We start from the raw sequence: 21,015 nt of genomic DNA, 5'->3' as shown, positions 1-21,015 counted from the left end.
CGATCCCCGGCAGTTCAGTCGACCACCGTGGTAGCCCATCCGCCACCAAGATCGATCTCACCGTTAACCGCTGCCCCGCTACTACTCAAGGGCGTCTACGCGGGCGCGCGCGTACGAGGCTCACAATTCGGGGCAGAAGATCCCGTGCGGCACCTGCGTTGCGCCAGACTGGCCGCATGACACAGGCACCAGGGGTGTTGGGCACCGAGCACGACGCGCCGGCGACCGGGCCACAGCCCGGCCACACCTACCGCGAACTAGTCGGCGGACCGCTGGACGGACAGCTGATCGAGGTAACCGGCTGGACGGATGAGGAGATCACCACCGGCGCGCACCTGATCACCCCTCACAGCGCCTACGGACCCGGTGGGAGAACCTCGTACGGGCCGACGTTCAGCCGCCCTGACGGCCCCTGGGTCTGGGAAGGTGACGTGCCCTGACCACTGCGGTGGAGGCAATGGCTCAGTCCTCGTCATCTCGGATGATGCCGCCTGACACGTGCGGGTCGAATCGGCTGGCGCGCATGGCCTCGATGCACTGCAGGACACGAGCGAAGGACGTCAGCCCGTACGTGATGTATCGCGTAGGCGAGTCCCCGGAGACGCTTTCACGCTCGACAGGGACGCCGCCCATGATCGCCGAGTAGGTGTCCCGCGTCTTGTGCTCGGGGTGAGCCCCCATCCACGCCATCTCGACGTCCGACGCGAACTCGTTGGCGGACGTGCAGGTGTACCGGTCCCATTCCACGACTGGCTTGGTCGGGTCGAGCGCGGCGATCGTGCGCACCTGCTCGAGACAGCGCTCGTAGATGCGAGACAGCTCCGCGTTCAGATCTTGGCTCATCAGGTTTCTTCCTCTCTCGCGCCGAACCGTCCGGCGACTGGTGAACCCTGCCCTAGGCCGCAGTGGAACAGTCGCATCGCCTCATACGCGATCCAGTGGCCCAGGGGGGCGGAATCAGTCGAAGGCGGCCTCGCCCATGTGGGCGGGACCGCCTTGACACCTGCTATGCGAGCCTGTCTCCGAGTCGGAGTCCAGCACTCCCCGGCATCAGCTCTTGATGAGGAACCCAAGCGCCTGGCGCAGGATGCCAGCCATCTCCTCGGGCGGCGCAAGGCGCATGGCCACATAGGTAAGTACGAGGATCACGACCGCGGCGAGTGCGAACCGGACAACCGATGCGACGTCGTCCTCCTTGAGCTTGTCCATGGCGCGCCACAACAGCAACGCCAGGACAACGAGGGCAAGGCAGATCAAAGCAAGCATGGCCTGGGGATTCCCTTTTCCACGAGGTGTGCAGGCGAGGCCATGGAGGTCCTCAACCTTCGGTGGAAGGAGCCTCAGCCCGACGACCGGGTGTTCCGCCGAAGCGATACACCTGCTGAAACCCTCTGCTGAACCTGGTAGTTGTCCTCTACGTTGAGATGTAGTTGGACGCTTTTGGACATGGGAGAGGCCATGGCTCGTGCCGGACGGTTGAGGAAGCCGGTGCTGACGGGGGAGGCGCATCAGGCGCTGAACGAGGCCCTCCACCAGTTGCATGCCTACGCGCGCTACCCATCGCTGTCGTCACTCGAGACGGCGCTGGAGGGGAACGGCGTGCGGCGTGCCTCGCGAGCCACCATCCACAATGCCTTCTCCAGCGTCAGGTTGCCGCGAGTGGACCTTGTCGACGCGCTTGCCGTGGAGCTTGCTCGGCAGGTCCGCAATGTTGAGGAGGAGGCGATCGACCAGGTCGGCAACATCTTCGACAACCTTTGGTTCCTCGCCGACCTGGAAGACCGGGAACGCACCCGGCCGGAGGAGATGAGCTCAGAAGCGGGCACAGGCGATGTCCCTGACAGTCAAATGCCAGTCCTGGCCACCGCAGAGCTCTTGCCCGTTTCGGTACAGCGATCTGTGCCCAACATCCTGGACGTTGAGAGAGTGACTACCGGGCGGCTGCGGAACCTGTTCCCCACGAGGACGTGGTCCCTGTTCGACCAGGAAGATTTGCTCTTCGCCTGCAGGCACGCCATCGTCACGCTCTTGGTGTGAGTCCATTGCCGTCCAGAGGCGCAATCGGTCGCCTTCGCCCGAGATCCTTACAGGCTGATGCCCTCGGTCGCGGCGTCCTCCCAGTCTCGCCCTCGTCGACGTACTCCCAGAAGACACTGCGGTGGTGTCGGCGACTGGAAGGGGGTAGATCAAGATTTCACCCTCCCTCTGCGCGCCTTCCGTCGTTCCCGAGCTCGGGCGACACGGGCTTCAGCGACCAGCTCTTCGAGGTCTTCCGTTGTGTCGAACACCAAGTCCCAGCCCTCGTCATCATCCGGGCCGTCAAGGTCAAGTTCGAACCCTCGAGCCTCAAGACAAGCTATGACGATGCGGGAGATGTTTCTCCTCTCGGGAAGGCAGTTGCCAGCCAGGTAGCTGGTGACTTTGCGGTTCAGCTCCCCGAAGAGCAGCCACCGGCTGTCTTCCAGCCCCGTTGAGTCGATGAGCCCCTGCCCATCACGGCTGCCGTCGACCCAGTACACCCAGGGGAAGACGTGGCGCATGGGCCTCCGGGCCAGAATTTCCAAGCGAGCTCAGCGCCGGATGTTCCGTTCGCTGATCAACTCCGCCAGCCACGGCGCCGCCAGGGGGCGGGCAGCTCCCTGGGCGCGTTCGCTGTTTCTGCAGTGATCTGGTGGATCCAGCACAGGTGAAGCCGGGCCCTTGGGTGCTGGTCGCCCAGGGGCCCCTCTCCCCTCCGGTTACAGGCCGATGCCTTCGGTCGCGGTGTCCTCCCAGCGTTCGCCCTCGTCGACGTACTCCCAGAAGACCGGGCTGTTGGCGGCCCAGCCGCCCTGCTTGCGGAGCTTCTCGGCGCGCTTGCCGCGCTTGCGGCCGGTGGTGACCAGGCCGCGGCGTGCGGAGTGCCCGGTGAGCTTGACGTCCAGGCCGGCGCGCTGGGCGGCCCGGGTGATGGCCAGGCGGCAGCCGTCGGGTCCGAGCCGCCGAGATCCGAGGCGGCCCTTCTGGTCGACGGGAAGGAAGGCGGGCCCCGCGGTGAGGTCGGCTGCTTCCTTCCAGGCCTGCCAGCAGCGGACCGGGCAGGTGTCGGGGTTCTCGCCGTAGGCGACCGCGACGTCGCGGGGCGGGCGGCCCTTGACGGAGGGGACGTGCACCTCAAGTCCTTCGGCGACCTGGGTGATGCCCTCCGTGTCGAGGGAGGAGACCTCCTCGGAGCGCCCGGCGATGCCGAACGCCAGCGTCGCCAGCGCCCGGTCGCGGAGCCGGGCGAGCTCGGGCAGCTCCTGGGTGCCGCGCCGGCGGCCGGTCTCGGGCTGCGGGCGGACCGCGGGCGCGGTGTTCATCGCCTTCAGGTGCGCCGGGGTCGCCGCGATCGCCTTGCCGCGGCCGCGCGCGGTCCGTACCGGGTCGAGCTTCATCGGCTTGAGCGCCTCCCGGGCGGCCTTCGTCGCCTGCTTGGGGACCTCGGTGCCGTGCCGGCGGGCAGTGACAGTGACGCCGGTGATGCGGCGGTCGATGGTGGAGGGCGCGGCCTTCTTCATCTCGTCCAGCCAGACGACGAAGGCGACCAGAGTGCCCTTGGTGACGGCGGTCAGCGGCAGCGTGTGGCCGGTCCGTCCGGCGAGCCAGCGGTGGAACTCGGCCCAGAGCTCCCAGTCGCGGGCGTAGGAGGCGCGGGTCTTGTGCGGCCGGGAGTCCGCCAGGTGCTCCTCGGCGCCCTGGTCGAGCGCGGCGAGCACGGCAGCGGTCGCGCGGTCGTACGCCTCGACGTCCCCGGCGGTCTCCGCTACGCCGGTCGGCGGCAGCTCGGCCTCGACGACACCGGTGTGCTGCAGTTCCGCGGTCATCCGGCGAGCCTCTCCTTGACGGGCGGTCATGTCCGTTTTACCGCCTCGGATATCGCATCTTATCCAAGGCGGTTCACCGGTGCCCTCTCCGGCATGACCACCGCACCCCGCCCCCGCTTCTCTGCCCGCATCGGCATGTCCCAGGCAGTCGACGAGGCTCCACACGACGGCGTTCCAGAACACCTGCTCGGGCCCTTCGGTCCGGGCACTCCCTTCGCCGCGGGGTCGCCACCGCCGCCGGACACGACCCGCTCGAGATCGCCCGCGCGGGCGGATGGGCCGACGGCTCCCGCGTTCTCGCCCGGTACATGGACGACGTCGACCGTGTGAAGAACAGTCCGCTCGTCGGAATCGGTCTGTGACCCGGGCCGGAAGCCGGTATGTACAGCGCTGTTCGCCGTACGCGCGGGTCACCACGGCGGCGCGGCCCATGCCCAGCCTTCTGCAGGCAGCACACGAGAGGGAGGCACTGTCAGACCTGTTGGAGCTGTCAGGCCTAACAGGGCCGCCGTCAGGCAAGCCGGGATAGTGGTGGCTCAGTTGGGTGCGGTGGGCAGACCCTGGACGGGTGATGCCCTTTCATCCACTTTCCCCGTCTCGGCGTCGACGTAGACCGGGTAGGAGTCGGTCCCGGACGACACAGGGATGACCCACTGGGCTCGCCATTCGCCTTCACGCCGGATAGCCAGCAAGTTGCCGGCGGCTGTCTTCGCTCCACCTGCGTACTTGGACGCGGTGGCCGCAGCCTGCTTCTCGCTCACCTTGCACCGACGCCCCGCGGGGCCTCGGCGCCAGTCTCGGATTCTCCCGGGAAATCCATCCGGCATTCCTCGCCGACACCGACGAGGCGCGGTCGGTGAGGACATGGCTCCGTAAGCGGGAGGCGCTGCTGACCGACGCGGACGCGGTGGCCGTGATCCGGCGGCTCGCGGCCATCGGCGCGGCGGGGAGCAGCGGCCCGAACGTACTGCGGCTGACAGATGACCAGCAGCGGCCCGTGTACGCCGTCGAAGACCCGTTGGTAGCCGAGGCGCTGGGCCGGGAACGTGCGGTGTGGTGCCCGGGAGTCGAATTGGAGCAAATCCAACCGTTAATCGGAGCCCTGCGCGTGAGCGAGCTCGCCGCAGAGCATGTCACCGTGTACAGCCCTGGCCCGGCCCCGGCGGACCCGGACGCCACAGCGCTGGTCCGGTCAGCCGTCACCCACCTCCGCGAGGACCTGCAGCGCAACGCCGCGAGCGTTGCGCAGGCCCTGGACTGCTCGTGGGACCAGCTGGCTGGCCTGACACGCACATCCGGGGTGGGCCGGTCGATCGCCTCCCGGTTTCCGGGCAGCCGCCGCGAGGTGGCCCTCGCCTGGGGAGTTCTCCGCTGCTCGCTGGAACTCCGCGGGCGTCAGCAGCACCGTGTCCGGCTCGGGAAGGAGCTGGTCATTGCCGTCGGTCGGCAGGCGGCCCGGCCGGTGTCCTGGCGGGAAGGTTCTCGGCCGGGCACCGGCCGCAGCGGGCTGAAGCGCATGTACTCGCGTTTCGTCGCCCTGCGTATCCGCCCGGCCGGGCGCGAGATCCGCCAGGCCACGGACGGTCCGGAGCTTCCCGAGCGGTGGCTGCTGACCGAATGGCCCGCCGGTGAGAGCGAGCCGGTGCAGTTCTGGCTGTCGAACCTGCCCTCGGGCATGCCGCTGGCCACGCTGGTGTGGCTGGCCAAGCTCCGCTGGCGCGTCGAACACGACTACCGGGAGATGAAACAGGCCCTGGGCCTGGCCCACTTCGAGGGCCGCACCTGGAGCGGCTGGCACCACCACGTCACCCTCGTCTCCGCCGCCCATGCCTTCTGCACCCTGCAACGACTGACGCGAAACCCAAAAGATCCGGCGCCAGCCTGAGCCTCTACCAAGTCGTCCGGAACCTGCAGACACTCCTCGCCACCTGGACCGGCGCCTGCCCCACCTGCCACCGCGACATACCCACACCCCTACGAACCTGACCGTGCCCTACTAGGACGCCGAGTCCTGGACGGTCCGTATTCCGGTCTGACCGGCGACCCGCCATCGCGCGCCGCACCGCGGGGAAGCGGCGCGGCGCACCTGGCTCACTCGTCGCGCGTACGCCGCGCCTCTGCCCGCTGCAGGAGCACGGAACCGTAGCGCTCGGCCGTAGTCGTCAGCGGTTCGAAGGCCGGCAGCAGGGTCAGCGGAGCACCGGACGGCAGTACCTTCCGGCACACGATGTCCACCTCGCCGTTCTGCGCCCGCAGCGGGGGCCACGGGGGGACTGCGGCGTCCTCCGCGGGACGCAGGCTCCTGCCGACCGCCGCCAGCCGGCTCAGCAGCGGCGCGTCCCGGTGCAGGTGCGCCGCCGACGGGAGCCGCCCCACCGCGGCCAGCAGCCCCCGGGCAAGCGGCGCTGCCTCGCTCTCCGCATCCGTCGGGCGGCCCGTGACGGCACGTCCGAAGTCGTCGACCGAACTGACCTGACCGGCGGTCATGTACTTGGCCACGGACACGGTCCGCAGCCTGCGCCAATCGCCGTCGAGGACATGGCGTTCCGGCCGGGTGAGCCACTGGGTGACGAGCGCCTCCGTGTGCAGTGAACTGACCGCCCGGTCCCCGAGCCGCAGCAGCAGGAAGGCATGCCAGCCACTGGTCAGCTCCGCGACGCGCTGCGGGAGCAGGCTGCCCAGACGGCAGGCGGCCAGCAGGGGAGCGAGGTCGATCTGCACGTCCCGCTGGAGCACGACAGTCTGCCCGTGCTCTGAGCAGAGCCAGTCGGCGAGCGCCGTCGCGGCCGTACGCTGCGCGGCCACGACGTCCTCGCCCGACGCCCGTTCCAGCGCCCCGAGCGCCCACAGCATCGCCCGGCCGGTCGAGCGCCCCGTGGGACGCTCCCCACCCTCACGCCCCGCGCGGTAGCAGTCTCGGTACTTTGTGAACCACTCCGGCACCAAGTCCTCCACGGGCCCCGCAGGGGCCGCGAAGGACCGGACGTGCAGCCTGCCCAGGGCGCGGCACAGCCAGTCCGGCAGGTCCGCCACCGTACGCCGGGAACCGGGCTCGACCAGATGCAGGGTGCCCCGGCCCTCGACCCGGCTGAGCCGGGATACCTCGGCCATCACGCCCTCGGGGGGCAGTTGCGCCGTGCCGCCGGCGCTGAACACCGCCAGGACACCGAGCGGCTCCACGGACACCAGCAGCGTGCGGTGGGAGCGGCGGCCGGACGGCGCCTCCAGCTCACCGACCCTGGTCACGCGCAGCAGCTGTCCTGCGGCCAGGTTCTCGTACTCGCGGGCGATCAACGGATGGTGGACGAGGCTGACCATGCACCTGCCCCGGCGCAGGACGGTGAGTCGGCGGGCCTTGCGCAGATGGCTGAGCAGCAGGTCGCCGGGGACCCCGGCCGCCCAGGCGGCGTCCTGTGCGGGCAGCCAGCACAGTGCCTGGGTCTGCGTGTCCTGGCACAGCACGCCGAGGCAGTCACCGTCGGGGGAGTCCACCGCATGCAGCGCGCGTACCACGGTCTCGCCCTGCCCGCCGCGGTCACCGGGCAGTCCGCTTGTCAACGTCCGGGTCGCCGCGTCCCAGTGCAGCCGCAGCAGGCGCCGCGCGGCGACCAGCGCGTCCGCCGTGGCCGTCACGGCCTCGGTGGGCAGCCCGGGCAGCAGCCGTTCCACGTGCACCCGTACGAGCGCGGATCCGGTCCGCATCGCCAGCTGGCCGTTGCCCAGGTGGACGACCGGCCGGGCGAGGACGGTGCCGTGCGGCCAGACACCGCCGGGCTGCAGCCGGCGCGACACGGTGATCACCGGCTGCGGATCGTGCGTGACCTCGTCCACGGTCACCGGCAGTGCGCCCAGCGCACCGAGCACCGCACTGCCGCCCGCCGCTAGGTCGTCTCGCAGCCACTCGGTGCGGAACCAGTCCCGTGGGGACCACGCGGCGAGCTCCACCCGGGCCTGCGGCAGGCCCACCACGCGCAGACCGCCCTGCGCCGCGTCGGCTGCGAGGAGGACGACGTCGTCCCGGGACACCAGGGAGTCGTCGAGGGCGGTCAGGGCGTTGGTCTCGTCCAGCCACACGCGGCTGTGCGGGGCATGCCGGGCCAGCAGCGTCCGCTCTGCAGCGTACGGGAGCGTGGCCTCGCCCTCACCCAGATATAGGGTGCCGCCCGTCTCGTCGATGTGGGATACCGGCATCAGTACCCGGCGCGGACGGCCGCCTCTCTGCCCCGGGCGGGCCGGTAGAAAGGCGCCGCGCAGTCCCGGCCTCCAGTCCTCCAGCACCAGGTGCCCGCACTCGTTCACACCGCCCTCCACTCGCCCGTACAGCAGGTCACCCGGCGCGAACAGGGACCAGTCCAGGTCGGCGAGCGAGTGCCCGTCGGCGAACCGGACGAGTTCGCCGCGGACCTCGGCGACGCGTCCTGGCGCGAGCTCCAGCCAGACGCTGCCTTCGTCCGCCCGGGCCACCACCCAGTGCACCCGGCGGGCGCCGGGCCGTTCCTGGAAGGTCTCCTCCAGCAGTTCGGTGGCGGGGAATCCGCAGCGGCGCAGCGCCGACAGCTCGTACCGCAGCGTCCAGCCGGTGCGGTTCTTTGAGAAGAACACCGGCTCGTCCACCGAGCGGGCCAGTCTGCCGAGCCGCCGCATCCGCGGCTCGCCACCGTCCGCGGGCCAGGTCCGCGTCCACGAGTCGTGGTAGTGCCAGCCCCATTCCTCGCACGCGGTGGCGATCTGCCGGGCCGACCCGTCCAGGTATGACAGCTGCGCCCAGGCGACGGGACGCCCGTCCCCGCCGTCGTCCGCGGGCGTGCCGCTGTCCAGCACCCGTACGCCCGCGACGGCGTCGTCGGGGTCGAACGCGAGGATGCCGGCCCGGGGGTACGGGGCGGGGACGAGCTGCGCCTGCACCGCGCCGTTCGGGCCGCTCCGGCGGACAACGCCGGCGATCTTCGGATGCTCGGTACGCAGCAACCCGGCGCCGGTGCCCCGACGCGCGGTGGCGCTGAGGCCGGGCAGGCCCGCCACGGTGAAGCGCCCGTGGGCGTCCGCGTCGCGGATGTCCTCCGCCTTCTTCAGCCGGTCCTTGGGGAAGACGACCATCGGGCGGGGCGTGTCGTCGAGGTAGGTGATGTCCGCCGGGATCGCCTGGTGGATCGTGACCCCGTCGGCCTCGTCCCGGCTCAGCCGGACCACGGAGCCCGGTGCGATCCCCTCGGCCCCCGTCATCCCGGCCGTGGCAAAGAGCACGCCCGGACGCAGCTCGACGTGCTGCCCGGAGCCGTCCACGACTCCGAAGCAACCCTCCACCCTGCGGGCGAGGTAACTGCGCAGCGTCGCCGTGCTGCGGGGCGGCGGCGACTTGGTCGAGCCGTGCCACTGGTTGGCGGGAGCGGCGGAGCCCCGGCCCGTCCGGCTCAGTTGGACGAGCATCCGTGCCCGCCCCTCATACGCGCCGAGGCCCTCCGTCTTTGCGGCCCGCCGCAGGCAGCTCTCCCGGTGGGAGAACTCCCGCCGCGGCACCAGCACGGCGAACGGCTCGTCGTCCTGGCGCAGTTCGGGCGGGAGGGCGAAGCGCAGCAGGTGGTCGTTGCGGGTTTCCACGATCGGCCCCGCCTCCAGGTACAGCCGGTCGCCGTCGCGCAGCGCCGACTCCGCGTCGGTGGCCGCGGCGCGGGGCAGGACGGCGGCGAAGCGCAGCGCCCGCCGCCGGCGCCCCTGCTGCTCGGGCTGCAGTCGGCCGAGGATCAGCCGGCGCGGAGAGTCCACGTCGTGGGCGGAGAGCAGGGCCTGTACGTCGGCCTCGTCGAGCCGGGCGCTGACCGGCTGCTTCTCCGCGTGGAAGTCCTCCCGGCCCAGGCCCAGTTCGCGGCTGCGGGTCAGCGCGCGCAGAACAGTTACCCGTTGCCGCGCCCGGTCCACCGCGACGTCCAGCAGATGGACGACGTGGGCCGTGGTGGCCTCCCAGTGGATCTGGTACTCGATGCCCTTGTGAATGTCGGCCAGTTCGATGGCGACGGCGATTCCGCCGGGCACCTCGCCGGTCTCGTCCGCGGTGAAGGCCATCGCGTCCACGGGATCGCCGTGGAAGAGGGTGAGCCCGTCGGGGTCCACGGGGTCGCCGCCGACGGTCAGCGCCCCGGCGGGGATGTCCACGAACCAGCCGAGGCCGAACTCGAAGCGGTGCGCGATGCCGTCATCGGTCTCCTCGACCCCGACGTAGTGCGGCTTGCCCAGGGTGTTGCGCTCGGTGCGGAACACCTGGCGGTGGCCGTCCGCCGAGCCGTACGGGACGATCTCCGCCATGAACTCGGCGACGGTCAGCGCCGGAGCGCGCAGGAACGACGCGCGGTAGCCCGAGGCGTGCTGCACTGGGACCGCCCTGACCCGGTCCGTGGAGTAGTTCCGTCCGGCGACCAGTGCCCGCGGCTCGTCCAGCGGCTCCAGCCACGGCTGGTACACGCCCGCGGCGTCCGGCGCCCGGTAGCCGCGCAGCACCAGCCGGTTCTCGGAGTCGAGCCCGCCGGTGAAGACGAGGCCGGGCTCGCACAGCAGCCGGTGCCACTCGGCGACCGGGTCGTGGACCTGCTGGGCGGCCTGCGCGCGGTGCCTGCGCGTCTGCGCGGCGGGCGAGAGATCGAACTCCCGGGACACACGCACGAAACGGGTCGCGCCGGGCAGCTCCGGGCCGCGGCGCCGTGCCTCGTCGCCGATGTCCCACACGTCCAGCACGGTTTGTTCCAGGTGCATGGGCTGGAACTCCTTGCCCAGCTCCCCTCCGGTGACCGTGCCCACGAGATGGGTGGTGCCGTGTTGCACGACGACCCGGACCGTGTTGCCGCGCTGCCAATTGTCCGCGCGCCGCGCGTTGGCCCGGCCGGCCGGTTCCGGATCGGAGCAGGCAGGTCCGGCGGCCAGCCGCGCCAGCCGGGGGTGCTGGAAGAGGAAGCGGGGCTCATCCTCGGTGCCGCGCAGCTGCCCCAGCTGCTTCCAGTCGTCCCCTGGCCGCTCCGCCCACTCCCACAGGGCCTGGAGGTGGAGCTTGCGGCGGTGCACCGAGAACATCCAGCCCTCGGAGGTGGGTGTGCCCGTCAGGTGGTCGCCCACCGAGGGGTTCTCGACGTCGAAGCACTCGGCAGGCAGCTCCGCGACCACGACCCGCGTCCCCAGGTGGAACCAGACCCGCAGCAGACTGAACCGGTCGGCGCCCTGCACCTGGATGCGAGCCACCACCATGCCGGTGAGCGACGGCCGGTGCGGCAGCAGGCCCCCGTCGGCCGGGGGCCTGCACAGCTCGGGCAGCCGGGCCGCGGGAAGCGGGACGGCACTGGGCCGTCGCGGTGCGGGGAACGCCTGGCCGACGGAGTCCGACACCACGACTGCCCAGCGCTGCGCGGTCCTCGACAGGGACGGGAAGTCACCGGTCAGGGTCAGTGAGTCCGTGGTGATCAGGCCGCGCAGCCCGTCCGTGGTGGTTGCGCGGTTCTGGCCGTCGGCCGCCTTGCGCTCGGCCCACTCGAGTTCGACGACTGTGTTCACGGGCAGCCGGGCGTACTCGGCGTACTGCTCGGGCGTCGGCTTGGCCTCCGTGATGCCCCGCTCCTGGAACGGCTGGACAGTCGCCTCGGCCTTGCGGGCCCCGACGTCGCCCCACGAGTCGACACTGCACAGCAGGCGCGTCCGGTGCCCGACGGTGCCCGTGAACGCGGCCGCGACCGAGCGCGGGAACCCCTCGATGTCGGGCACATCGATCTGCCACTGTGGCTGCCCCACGGCGTCGGTGCGCAGGAACGCCTCCTCGTGCGTGTTCCGCTCGCGGACCTGGTCGTCGTCTCCGGCGTTGCCCGCCGTCCCGGACGGCCGGTCGAACACAGACAGCCACAGGGCGTTGTGGCGGTCGAAGGCCCGTTCGGCGGACAGGCGCAGCCTGCTCTCGCCGTCCCGGAACTCGGCGTGCACGATAAGACCGGGCGGATCCGCCAGACACGCCTCGTCGAGCCGGGACCAGTCCTCCGGCTCCCAGGCCGCCGGGCCCAGGACGTACGCGTGGCCGGGTGCGGTGACGAACCGCCACGCCGCGCCGAAGCCGGAGCGTTCCGTAGCGGCGCCGGCGAGCACCAGCCGGACCGGGGTGACGCCCTCCGGTCCGGGCGTGCCGGCGGCGACGGCGAGTTCGGGAAGGCCGGCGTCGAGCGGCAGCCACTGCCGCATCCCCGAATGCCAGCGGGCCAGGGTGTCCTCCCGGGGCGCGTCCGCCTCCCCGGCCCGGAAGGCGCGCGCGAGGTCGGGGTCCCAGCGGTGACGCGCGGCGATCCCCTTGTCGGAGGCGTCCTTGGGGTAGCAGTCCGCACCGATGCCGTCCACGCGCAGGGTCAGCCACGGGAAACGGTCCATCCGGCCGAGTTTCGCCGGGCGCACCTCGCCGTCCTCCGGGGGCAGCGGGGCGAGCGGCAGGACGCTCGCCCCACCCCCGGCGTCGTCCAGCCTGACCGCCACGGTGCTGCCGATACGCCATCGCCGCTGGTCGTACGGCTCGACGCGGCACTCGACGGGGCGGGCGAGACCGCAGTTGACCCAGAGCGAGGACGTCCGGTCGCCGGTGCGCGGCACCGAGCAGACGACCCCCAGTACGAGCGACCCGGCGGCGGGACGCTCCGCGTCGGGCGCCGCACGGAAGGCGTCGTGCACGAAGGGCCGAGCGGACCGCTGCAACGCCGCCTGCGGATCCTCGCTGCGCGGGTACAGGACGGTTTCGCCGGTGCGCCGGTCCACGGTCGCGGCCATGACGAACCGGGCGTCCGCGGTGACCTGCCCAGTCGCCTCGCGCACCGCCGCGAACGGGGTCGGCCGCTGGGTGCTCGCCCACAGGCCGGACAGCGCCCCTGCGAGCGGCATGCCCTGCCCTCGCAGCTCCACGGACGCGGTCGCCCGCAGGAACCGGACGAGCGCCGTCTCCGTCCCCCTGCCGGAGACGCGGCTGACGTACGTGGCGAATGGGTTGTCGCGCACCATCACGGGCGGGTTGCCGCCCCACTTGTGGTATAGCGCCCGCAGCGCGCGGACTCGCAGGCGGTTGGCCATCTCAGTCGGTAGCGCCCGGACGGACAGCGCCTCGAAGAGCCGGTCGTAGTAGAACTGCGCTCCGCCGCTCAGGTCGACGATGACGTCCACGACGTGTTCCAGGACCTTGAGCAGGCGCTCCTGCGACCCCGCTCCCTCCACCTGCGCTCCGAACATGTCGAACATCCGGGCCCGTACGTAACGGGGGAGGTGTGTAGGCGAGTTGAGGGAGCGGATGCGGCCGCTCCAGGCGTTCACCCAGTCCTCGTGCGCTCCCTGGTCACCGAGTTCGGGCCGCTCCAGCAGTGCCGCCAGCCGGAGCGTGTCCAGCGTCACGGGGACGATGGCGTGGGTGTCGTTCTGGGCCAGCAGCTCACCGAGCCCGCCCGCCATGTCCCGCCATTCCTCGACGGAGAAGGAGTCGCGGTCCACGTCGAGGGGGCCGCTGAGCACCAGACCCCCCGGGGTCAGCACCGGCGGTCGGCCCCGAGTCAGCTCCGCAGGGAACACGAGGCCGCTCTCCGGCCTCCAGTCCCAGCGCAGGGCCGCGCCCCGCCGGTGCGTGTGGAGGTCGCGGCTCAGCTGGGCCGCCCGGACCGCGGTGCCGGTGTAGGCGTTGCGCTCCCGCTCGCCGATCAGAGACAACAGGCCGTCGGCCGGTGGCGGGTCGCCCGCGAACCAGCGGCCGCCCGCCTCCGTGCGGTGCGGCCCGGTTCCGCCCGACGACGACTCCTGCACCCAGTGCAGGGCGACGTTGCGCGCGCCCCACTCGGGCAGGGGCGGGTGGTGGGTGTCCTGCTGGTACTGAGGGAGTGCGGCGACCACCCGCACGATCTCGGAGGGGTGGACCGTCGGGCGTACGCCCTTGCCGATCAGGTCGGCGGTCGCCTCGGCGTGCAGGATGAGCGAGCACAGGTGACCGGCATAGACGCCGGCCAGCCGCATGTCCTCGCCGAGGGCGTCCATGACGGGTCTGAACACGCGGTTCAGGCAGTCCCGCAGGTGGATGAGGAGCAGCAGCAGATGGTCGCGCCGCGGCCCCACTTCGTCCGGTTCGCGCGGTGCCGCCTCGTCGTGCGCCGTGCCTCCGAGGAGGGAGGCGGCGAGCAGTCCGGCACCGAGCAGCCTTACCAGTTGCTCCGGCTGGTTGTCGCGCAGCTCCGGAGGCGGTGGTGGGGCCGCCGCCCTGCCCTTGGCTCCCGTCTGCTTGCCCGGACCCGGCGGAGCGGGAGCGACGAGCCACGGGGACCACAGCCGCGCGGCCGTGGCCCGCGGGGTGGCCTCGGCGGGCCCCTGCTCGAAGATCAGCCGCGGTCGCGGGGTCTCCGGGGGGCGAAGGGTCAGGAGCCGGTGTGCGTGCACCAGGACGGCGTCGTAGGACGTGTAGGGGAGCGTGACCGTCAGCAGCCCCTGATCGAAATTGCGTTGGGCGGGTTCGTCGGGACGCCGAGGCGGGCCCTGGGGCGTCTGCCACCACAGGGCGAGCCGTTCGATCGTCCCGGCGGGATCCTGCTCGGCCGCGCGCGACCACAGAGCTGTCTGCCACAGCACCGACGGCATGGCCGAATCGCGCAGGGGCCCCACGCCGCCGAGGCGTACGTAGGCCAGCCGCCGCGAGTCGTTGTCGAGTTCCTTCGGCAGGGTGCCGCCGGTCCGCCACCGGCCGAGCCAGCCGAGGAGCAGCTCGCCGGTCAGCGCCTCGCTCTCCAGGGCCGCCACGGTCGCGCCGGGTTCCGGGCGCCGGCCCCCGGGGGGCAGGACGAACGTGACCCGGGCCGCGGTGGCCAGCAGGTCCGGCTCCATGTCGAAGGCGCCCCGGGAGGCCACGGCCAGAGCCTCGCGGGCCGCCTCCGCGCCGTCCGGTCTCAGCAGAGCGCACAGCTCGGCCGCGTGGAGCAGCGCGTATCGGCCATGACGTCCCTCCAGCGCGTCGTCCAGGACGGCCGGGGACTGCTCCAGGAGTTCCCCGACGCCCTGCGGATCGCGTCCGGCGAGGAAACGGGCCACGACCAGGGCGACGGTGGGGGCGAGTTGCTCCACCAGGTCGTGATACGGCGGGACGGAGGTGTCCGCCTCGGCCGCGCCGTCACCGGCGTCCGGCAGTAGATCACGCAGCGACGCCAGCGCCCTATGGGCCTCCGAGCCGCCCGCAGCGCGCAGCGCGGCACCGATACGGGTCCGCAGCTGTTCGGGCGCGACCGACGCGATGTCCCGGTAGAGGGCCGCGGCACGGGCGTTGACCTCGGTGACGCCGGAGAACCGCCGTTGGGCGGCGAGAACGTGTGGCAGTGCGTACAGCGCGGTCCCCGTGCCGGCCTGGCCGAGGCACTCGATGGCCGAGGACACCAGTTCCTCGGACCGTTCGTTGCCGACCGGCTCGTCAAGTGCCGTGACGACGTCCAGGAACGTCGCTGCGGTCTGCGGGGGGAGTCCCAAGGAGGCGGTGAAATACCAGTGTTCGAGCATCGTCGCCCCTTAATGTCCTGAGCCGGGCCGCACTGCCCGCGCTCTCCCCGTTGCCGGAACGCCGGCTAGTGGTCGTCAGGATATGGACGGGCGGACATCTTGGGGACGGTTTTGTGCCATACCCATGCATCCGTTACCGGCTCAGTGACCCGGCAGTGGGGGACGCAGCGCCCTGCGGCGCTCGGACACCTGTTCCTCCAGTTCCAGGTCGTACGCCTCGGGTGCGGGCGACAGGCCGGCGAGGCGGCGCAGGACGGGGTCGAGGCCGTTGAGCCAGGCCGCGGCCCGCTCGTCGAGCGGATGGCGGGTGACGAGCGCCCAGCTCCCCGGGTACCGCCCTTCCGGGTCGAGCAGCGGCAGATCGGCGGGGCCGATCAGCCCCGCACGGTCCAGCGCCACCGCGGTGTCCGGTCGTTCCAGGTCCACGCCGGTCACCCGTCCCCGCTCGGCCACCGCCACTGCGGCGAGGACCGCGGGGGACAGGTCCTCCTCCCGCCACTGCGCGAAGGCGTCCGTGTCCCGCAGGCCAGCCCGCACCAGGGCGAGGACGACCGAGTCGGCGAGTTCGGCCAGGCCGTCGAGGAGCGGCAGGTCAGCCGGGTTCGGCACCGCGTTACCGGCCCTTCTCAGCCAGTGCTCCAGGTCGCCGTCACGGGCGGCGGCCAAGCGCAGCGACCACGCGCGGGCGGGACCGGTGCGCAGGGCGGCGTACGCGGCCAGCAACCGCCGGTGCAGCACTGGCCACCAGTGACCCACGGCACGGAGCACGGTTGCCTCGTTGGCCGGATCTCCCCACGAGTCCTCGGCGTTGAGCTGCTCCACGACGGCACGGGCGTCGACTACGGGTGCCGGGCCCGGCTCATGGTCGCCGTCCGCGGACCGCACCCGCTCCAGCAGCGCGCCCGCCGCCCGCCCGGGCCCGGTGAGCGGCGCCAGCGCGGACGGCATGGCCACCGGGGGCGGGTCCGAGCGCTCCCCCTGCCGGGACTGCTCCCGCACCAGGTACTCGCCCAGCAGCAGCACACGGGCCACCCGCTCGGCCGCGTGCTGCACGAAGTCCGCCCGCGGGCCGTGTACCTGGACCACGACGCCCCGCAGGTCCCAGCCGAAGTCGTGCAGCCGCGTCAGGTCCTCACGGAACTCCTCGCCCATCGTGAACGCGGTGGCGGCGGGACAGCGGACCACGAGTCCGACACCCCGCCCCCGGCCCCGGGGACTCTCCCAGAACCGCGGGTAGACGGCCCCGCGCAGCTCGCCCTCGGTCCGGGGCAGCCGGCCCGCCGGCGCGTCGCAGGCGTACCAGACGCGCGGCCCTTCGTGCGGTAGGGACTGCGCGTGCCGTGCGGCGTGGAGCGTGCTCTCGGCCGCGTCGAGCAGCCTGGGGAGGTCGACAGCCGCCGGGTCGGCGAGCACGTCCAGGAGGGGGGCCTCGTTCAGGGACCAGCACGCGTCGAGGTGGACGAGGAACCGCTCGTCCGTCATGGGTAGTCGGCCGCCTCCGTCGCCCACGGGCAGGCGGTGGGCGGTGGACGAGAGCACCGGACGCCCGGCCTCGGGAAGCAGTCCGACCGTCAGGTCCGCGCTGCGCCGCTGCGTGTAGAGGACCGGCACGGCCCCCTCACCGTCCAGAAGCAACGCCCCCTCCCGCAGGGCGACATCGATGGGACACCCCCGGGCCAGGGCATCGAAGAAGCCTCCCGCGAAGGTCGCGGCCCTGCTATGGCTGACCTTGCCCTGCACGGCGACGACGTGGGGCACGCCTTCCCGTACGAGCCGTTCGGCGGCGGACACGGCCGAGCCCGGGGTGTCTGCTGACCCAGCAGAGTCGCAGGCCATGAGGACCGCGAGCCGGACGCCCGCGGTCCGCAGCCAGCCTGCCACGGTCCCGGCGTCCAGCCACTCGGCCGCGCCGATGCCGCCCTCGGCACCCACCACGAGCCCCCCGGCCGTCTGGTGTCCGCCGAAGTAAAAGATTCCGGCCCCCGAGGCGAGTTGCCGCTGCATCTCCTCGGCGGTCGCGGGGGCGGGCAGGGTACGGGCCGAAAGCCACGACCCGTTCAGCGCCCGTGTCACGGACTGCCGGTCGGCGTCTCCTCGCCTCCAGCTCTCGGGCGACGGCACTCTCTCCACGTGCTGCGGCGTGCTGATGTCGCCATGGACGGAGGTGGCGTCGGCGACGAGCACCAGCCCCTTTCCGGGTCTGTCCATGGCGGGCAGCGGACGCACGGGCCGTACCTCGCGGACGAGGGTGAATCGCGGGTGCCTGCCCAGCTCGTGGCCCCCGTCGGGCAGGGGCCCCGCCTCGGCCGCCCAGTCCTCCCAGGCGACGGCGGGGGCAGTCGGAGAGGGGACGCGTACCGACTCCCAGCGCAGGGCGCCGAGCGGGCGCGGCCCCTCGTCCCCGGCGCCGGGCAGGACCAGCCGCAGCCGCAGATGACCGTCGCCAGCCAGGTACGGAGCCCGTTCGGCGACGATCCGGCGGACGGAGGGAGGGAACAGGGCCCTTGCCAGCATCTCCGCCACCACGGACGGCACCGGCTCGTCCCAGGCCGTTGCCGTGTTCGGGCCCAAAGCCCGGGGCTGTGGGGTGTGCAGCGGACGGTCGTCAGCGTCGACGACGACCGCGGTCGCCTTGCGGTCGTCCGTCCACGACAGCCTGATGGTCAGGTCCTGGGCTCCGCTCACCGCTGCTGGCCCCCGCTTCCCTCGTCGCACGGCGCGTTCACCGTCACCCTAATCGGCGAAACCATCGCGCCCGCGCGGGCACCGGCCACACAATGGACGCCCGTCGACCCGCGAAGAGGACTGGCACCGTGCACGAGACCGGCCCGTACCCCGGCGCACCGCGCTGTCCGTCCGAAGCCGAACTGCGGGAGCTGCGGGCATCGGAGTTCTGGCGCCGGTCGGAACTGGAGGACGAGGCACGTCGTAAGTGGGAGGCCCTCCTGCACCGCACGGACCTCGGTGCCGAGGACTTCACCGACGAGTTCTTTGGGGTCTTGGGGGAGTATCCGGGGGCGCTACTGGTGCTGGAGCTGTTCCGCGCGGCCCGGCAGGACGGCCTGCGCGGCCCTGGCACCCAGGCCCCGCCTGACGGCCGCCCGGACGGCGTCACCGTCCCGCCTCTTGGCGACATTTCGGTGGGGGACATCGAACCGGCCACGGACCAGAACTCGGTGACGGAACCGGACGCCGACCGCTTCCTCAACCTCTCCGTCGTCTGGCCCCTGTCCCGGCAGACCGTCCCCGCCGACCGCGTCCTCGCCGCGGGCCGGACCTACGAACTCCAAGTGGACATCGGTCGGCTCGCCGACCAGAGTCTCCTGGCGCGGCAGGCCCGCCCGTTCCCCGACGGCATGCTCGGCCACACGGACGACGGCGGGCGGGGCGACTGGCTGGAGATCACCGTCCTCAGCGACGACTTCGACCTGCCCGCCGCACGGCACTCGGTCTTCCTGCCGCGGACCGGCCCCAGCTGGGTCTGTCCCTGTCCGCCGCGCGAGCACGCGCCCCACACCTGCGAACCGGTACACCGCGGCGAACACCTGTACATCCCCTTCACCGCGCCCGACGAGCCGGGCCCGGCCCGCCTGCGCCTGTTCGTGTCCTACCGCGGAAACCAGCTGCAGTCGGTCTCCCTGACCGCCCGCGTCGGCGCCCACGAGAGCCCCGACGGCGACACCACGGCGAGCGTCGACTACACCCTGACGGCCGGGTACGCGCAGCTTGCGGCGCTGCCCGCGCGGACCGCCGCGGTCCGGGTCGGCCGGCCCGTCGGCGGGACGATGACGATCGACGTCCTCTCCCAGGACGGGCCGGTCAGCAGCTTCTGGCTGACCGAGCACCAGGTGCGGGGCGCGCTCCAGCGCATCCGTGACGTCCTGTTCGGCCTCCACGCGGTCCACCACGAGGACGACTCCCTCGAGAATCTGATCGACGAGAACAACGCCAAGACGCCCGACGCCGCCCACGACGACCTGGCGAAGCTCGCCCACCAGGGCGCGGAGCTCTTCCTCCTGCTCGCCCGCAGTCGGCCCGAGCGGGAGGGGCTGCGACGCGTGTTGAGGGCACCCGCGGCGATCCAGGTCTGCCAGCAGGAGCTCGGCAACGTCACCTTCCCCTGGAGCCTGCTCTACGACATCCCCCTCGACAACCAGGGAGACCTGGAGCGCTGCGCCGCCGGATGGGCGGAGGTCCATCGCGACGACACGGCACGTTCCTGCCCCGAGGAGAGCCGACACGGGCTCAACACCCTGTGTCCGTTCGGCTTCTGGGGATATCGCCACTTCATCGAGCAGCCGCCGTCGGCCCCGCCCGGCCGCCGACTGCAGCTGTGGGCGGGCCGTGACGGTGAGGCCCCGGCACTGACCGTGGCTCGCAGCCTCACGATCGACCAAGAGTTGATGGACAATCACCTCACCGTGTTGCGTGGCCACTTCCTGCACGGCGGCGTCCACGACTGCAACCGCAGCGACACACTGCGCAAGGCGCTGATCGACGCCTCGGGAGCCTGCGTCTACTTCTACGGCCACGGGCGCCGCCCCGACCCCCTGGCCGAGCCCCCCAGCACCACCGTGCTGGAGATCGGTCAGGGAGAACGGATCACCCCGCGGGATCTCGCCGCCTGGGCGGACTCCTCACCCTGGCGGCAGGGCGACGAGGTGGCCCCCGTCGTCTTCCTCAACGGCTGTCACACCCTCGACACCGACCCGGCCTCCTGGCTGACCTTCGTCGAAGCCTTCTCCGCCTTCAGCGCCGCTGGAGTGGTGGGCACCGAGATCATGATCGAACAGGGGATGGCCAACGAGATCGGCGAGCGCTTCTGGGAGCGGCTCCTCGCTGGCGAAGCGGTCGGGCCAGCCCTGCACAAGGTCCGCATGACCATGCTGCGCAAGAACAACGTGCTGGGGCTGGCCTACACCGCCTACTGCTCCGCGGAGCTGCGCCTGCGCAACGTGTCCTGACAACTTGCGGTAATTCGACTTACCGCCCTCTCCGCTCCGGCTTGTCACCCATCCAGTGCCCGGTGCGAGGACCGGCTGCGATCTGCGGCACCGGGTCAGGGGCCTGGGGCGCCGGGGCGCTGGTGGGCTGCGGCGTCGGCTCACCAGGGGCCTGCTGCGTCGCTCCGGCGGTTACCTGCGGCGTCGGCTCGCCGGGGGTCCGGGGCGGCTGCGGCTCCTGACCCTGCTGCGGGACGGGAGCCTGGGCGAGAGCCCGCTGATCGGTCTTGCGTGCCGCGCGGTCCGTTAGGGAACCGGTGATCAAGTAGGCGAAGAAGCCGACCATGAGCCCGATGCCGTACATGGCGAAGAGATCTGGTTCGGCGAACTGCGTACTGACGACGGTGCCACCGCCCAGGGCAGCGATCACGGTGACGAGATCGGCGATGCGCGGCCCGTCTGTGGTCCGCCGCAGTGTGCGGTACGCGATCCAGCCGATGACGACCCCGAACGCCCACGCGCCCCAAAGACTCAGCGTCGATACCTGCACGTGCGACTCCCTCCCATACCCGTTGCTCACAGCGGGCGACGACTCGGACAGTCACGCTATCGGCTGCGCGACCTCCGCACGGCAACTCCGCGGCACCACGCACCGATGGGTGCACCGGTGCCGCGCCTACGCCACCCCAATAGTTCGTACGGCCGTG

The 21,015-nt window shown here is 71.9% G+C and carries 10 protein-coding genes and 1 pseudogene; 4 read left to right on the top strand and 7 right to left on the bottom strand.

All coding sequences use genetic code 11. The features are described from left to right. The first annotated feature begins 176 nt into the window (after positions 1-176). Positions 177-440, top strand: a complete 264-nt coding sequence (locus tag P8A20_RS37485; protein WP_306105306.1) for a hypothetical protein — start codon at positions 177-179, stop codon at positions 438-440. 22 nt (positions 441-462) lie between these two features. Here the strand turns inward: P8A20_RS37485 and P8A20_RS37480 are convergent, their stop codons facing one another. Together P8A20_RS37480 and P8A20_RS37475 are read right to left on the bottom strand one after the other, a co-directional pair. Further along, the gene (locus P8A20_RS37480; protein WP_306105305.1) at positions 463-843 is read right to left on the bottom strand and encodes a hypothetical protein; all 381 of its coding nucleotides are present in this window, start codon (positions 841-843) and stop codon (positions 463-465) included. A 207-nt stretch (positions 844-1,050) separates the two neighbouring features. After that, complete coding sequence (locus P8A20_RS37475) at positions 1,051-1,266, bottom strand: hypothetical protein (protein WP_306105304.1); 216 nt, start codon at positions 1,264-1,266, stop codon at positions 1,051-1,053. A gap of 180 nt (positions 1,267-1,446) precedes the next feature. Here P8A20_RS37475 and P8A20_RS37470 point away from each other — a divergent pair, with 180 nt between their 5' ends. Then, on the top strand, positions 1,447-2,037 hold the full coding sequence (locus P8A20_RS37470; protein ID WP_306105303.1) for a hypothetical protein: 591 nt from the start codon (positions 1,447-1,449) through the stop codon (positions 2,035-2,037). 149 nt (positions 2,038-2,186) lie between these two features. Here P8A20_RS37470 and P8A20_RS37465 read toward each other — a convergent pair whose 3' ends face one another. Further along, the gene (locus tag P8A20_RS37465) at positions 2,187-2,540 is read right to left on the bottom strand and encodes a hypothetical protein (RefSeq protein ID WP_306105302.1); all 354 of its coding nucleotides are present in this window, start codon (positions 2,538-2,540) and stop codon (positions 2,187-2,189) included. Between the two features lie 198 nt (positions 2,541-2,738). Further along, complete coding sequence (locus tag P8A20_RS37460) at positions 2,739-3,845, bottom strand: site-specific integrase (RefSeq protein ID WP_306105301.1); 1,107 nt, start codon at positions 3,843-3,845, stop codon at positions 2,739-2,741. 1,441 nt (positions 3,846-5,286) lie between these two features. Here P8A20_RS37460 and P8A20_RS37455 point away from each other — a divergent pair. Next, positions 5,287-5,730: pseudogene (locus tag P8A20_RS37455) on the top strand (transposase); the annotation flags it as partial. A gap of 206 nt (positions 5,731-5,936) precedes the next feature. On the opposite strand, the gene P8A20_RS37450 reads toward P8A20_RS37455, so the two are convergent. Continuing rightward, positions 5,937-15,365: a hypothetical protein gene (locus P8A20_RS37450; protein WP_306105300.1), complete on the bottom strand. Its 9,429-nt coding sequence runs from the start codon at positions 15,363-15,365 to the stop codon at positions 5,937-5,939. Between the two features lie 141 nt (positions 15,366-15,506). Continuing rightward, a complete protein-coding gene (locus P8A20_RS37445; protein WP_306105299.1) occupies positions 15,507-18,050 on the bottom strand; it encodes a CHAT domain-containing protein in 2,544 nt (847 codons plus the stop codon). Between the two features lie 128 nt (positions 18,051-18,178). On the opposite strand from P8A20_RS37445, the gene P8A20_RS37440 reads away from it, so the two are divergent. Further along, complete coding sequence (locus P8A20_RS37440) at positions 18,179-20,329, top strand: hypothetical protein (protein WP_306105298.1); 2,151 nt, start codon at positions 18,179-18,181, stop codon at positions 20,327-20,329. Between the two features lie 19 nt (positions 20,330-20,348). Here the strand turns inward: P8A20_RS37440 and P8A20_RS37435 are convergent, their stop codons facing one another. After that, positions 20,349-20,858, bottom strand: coding sequence for a hypothetical protein (locus P8A20_RS37435; protein ID WP_306105297.1), 510 nt, complete (start codon positions 20,856-20,858; stop codon positions 20,349-20,351). Positions 20,859-21,015 lie beyond the last annotated feature (157 nt).

It is taken from the genome of Streptomyces sp. Alt3 (assembly GCF_030719215.1).
Taxonomy (GTDB): domain Bacteria; phylum Actinomycetota; class Actinomycetes; order Streptomycetales; family Streptomycetaceae; genus Streptomyces; species Streptomyces glycanivorans.
This window is presented reverse-complemented; position numbering and strand designations above follow the sequence as displayed.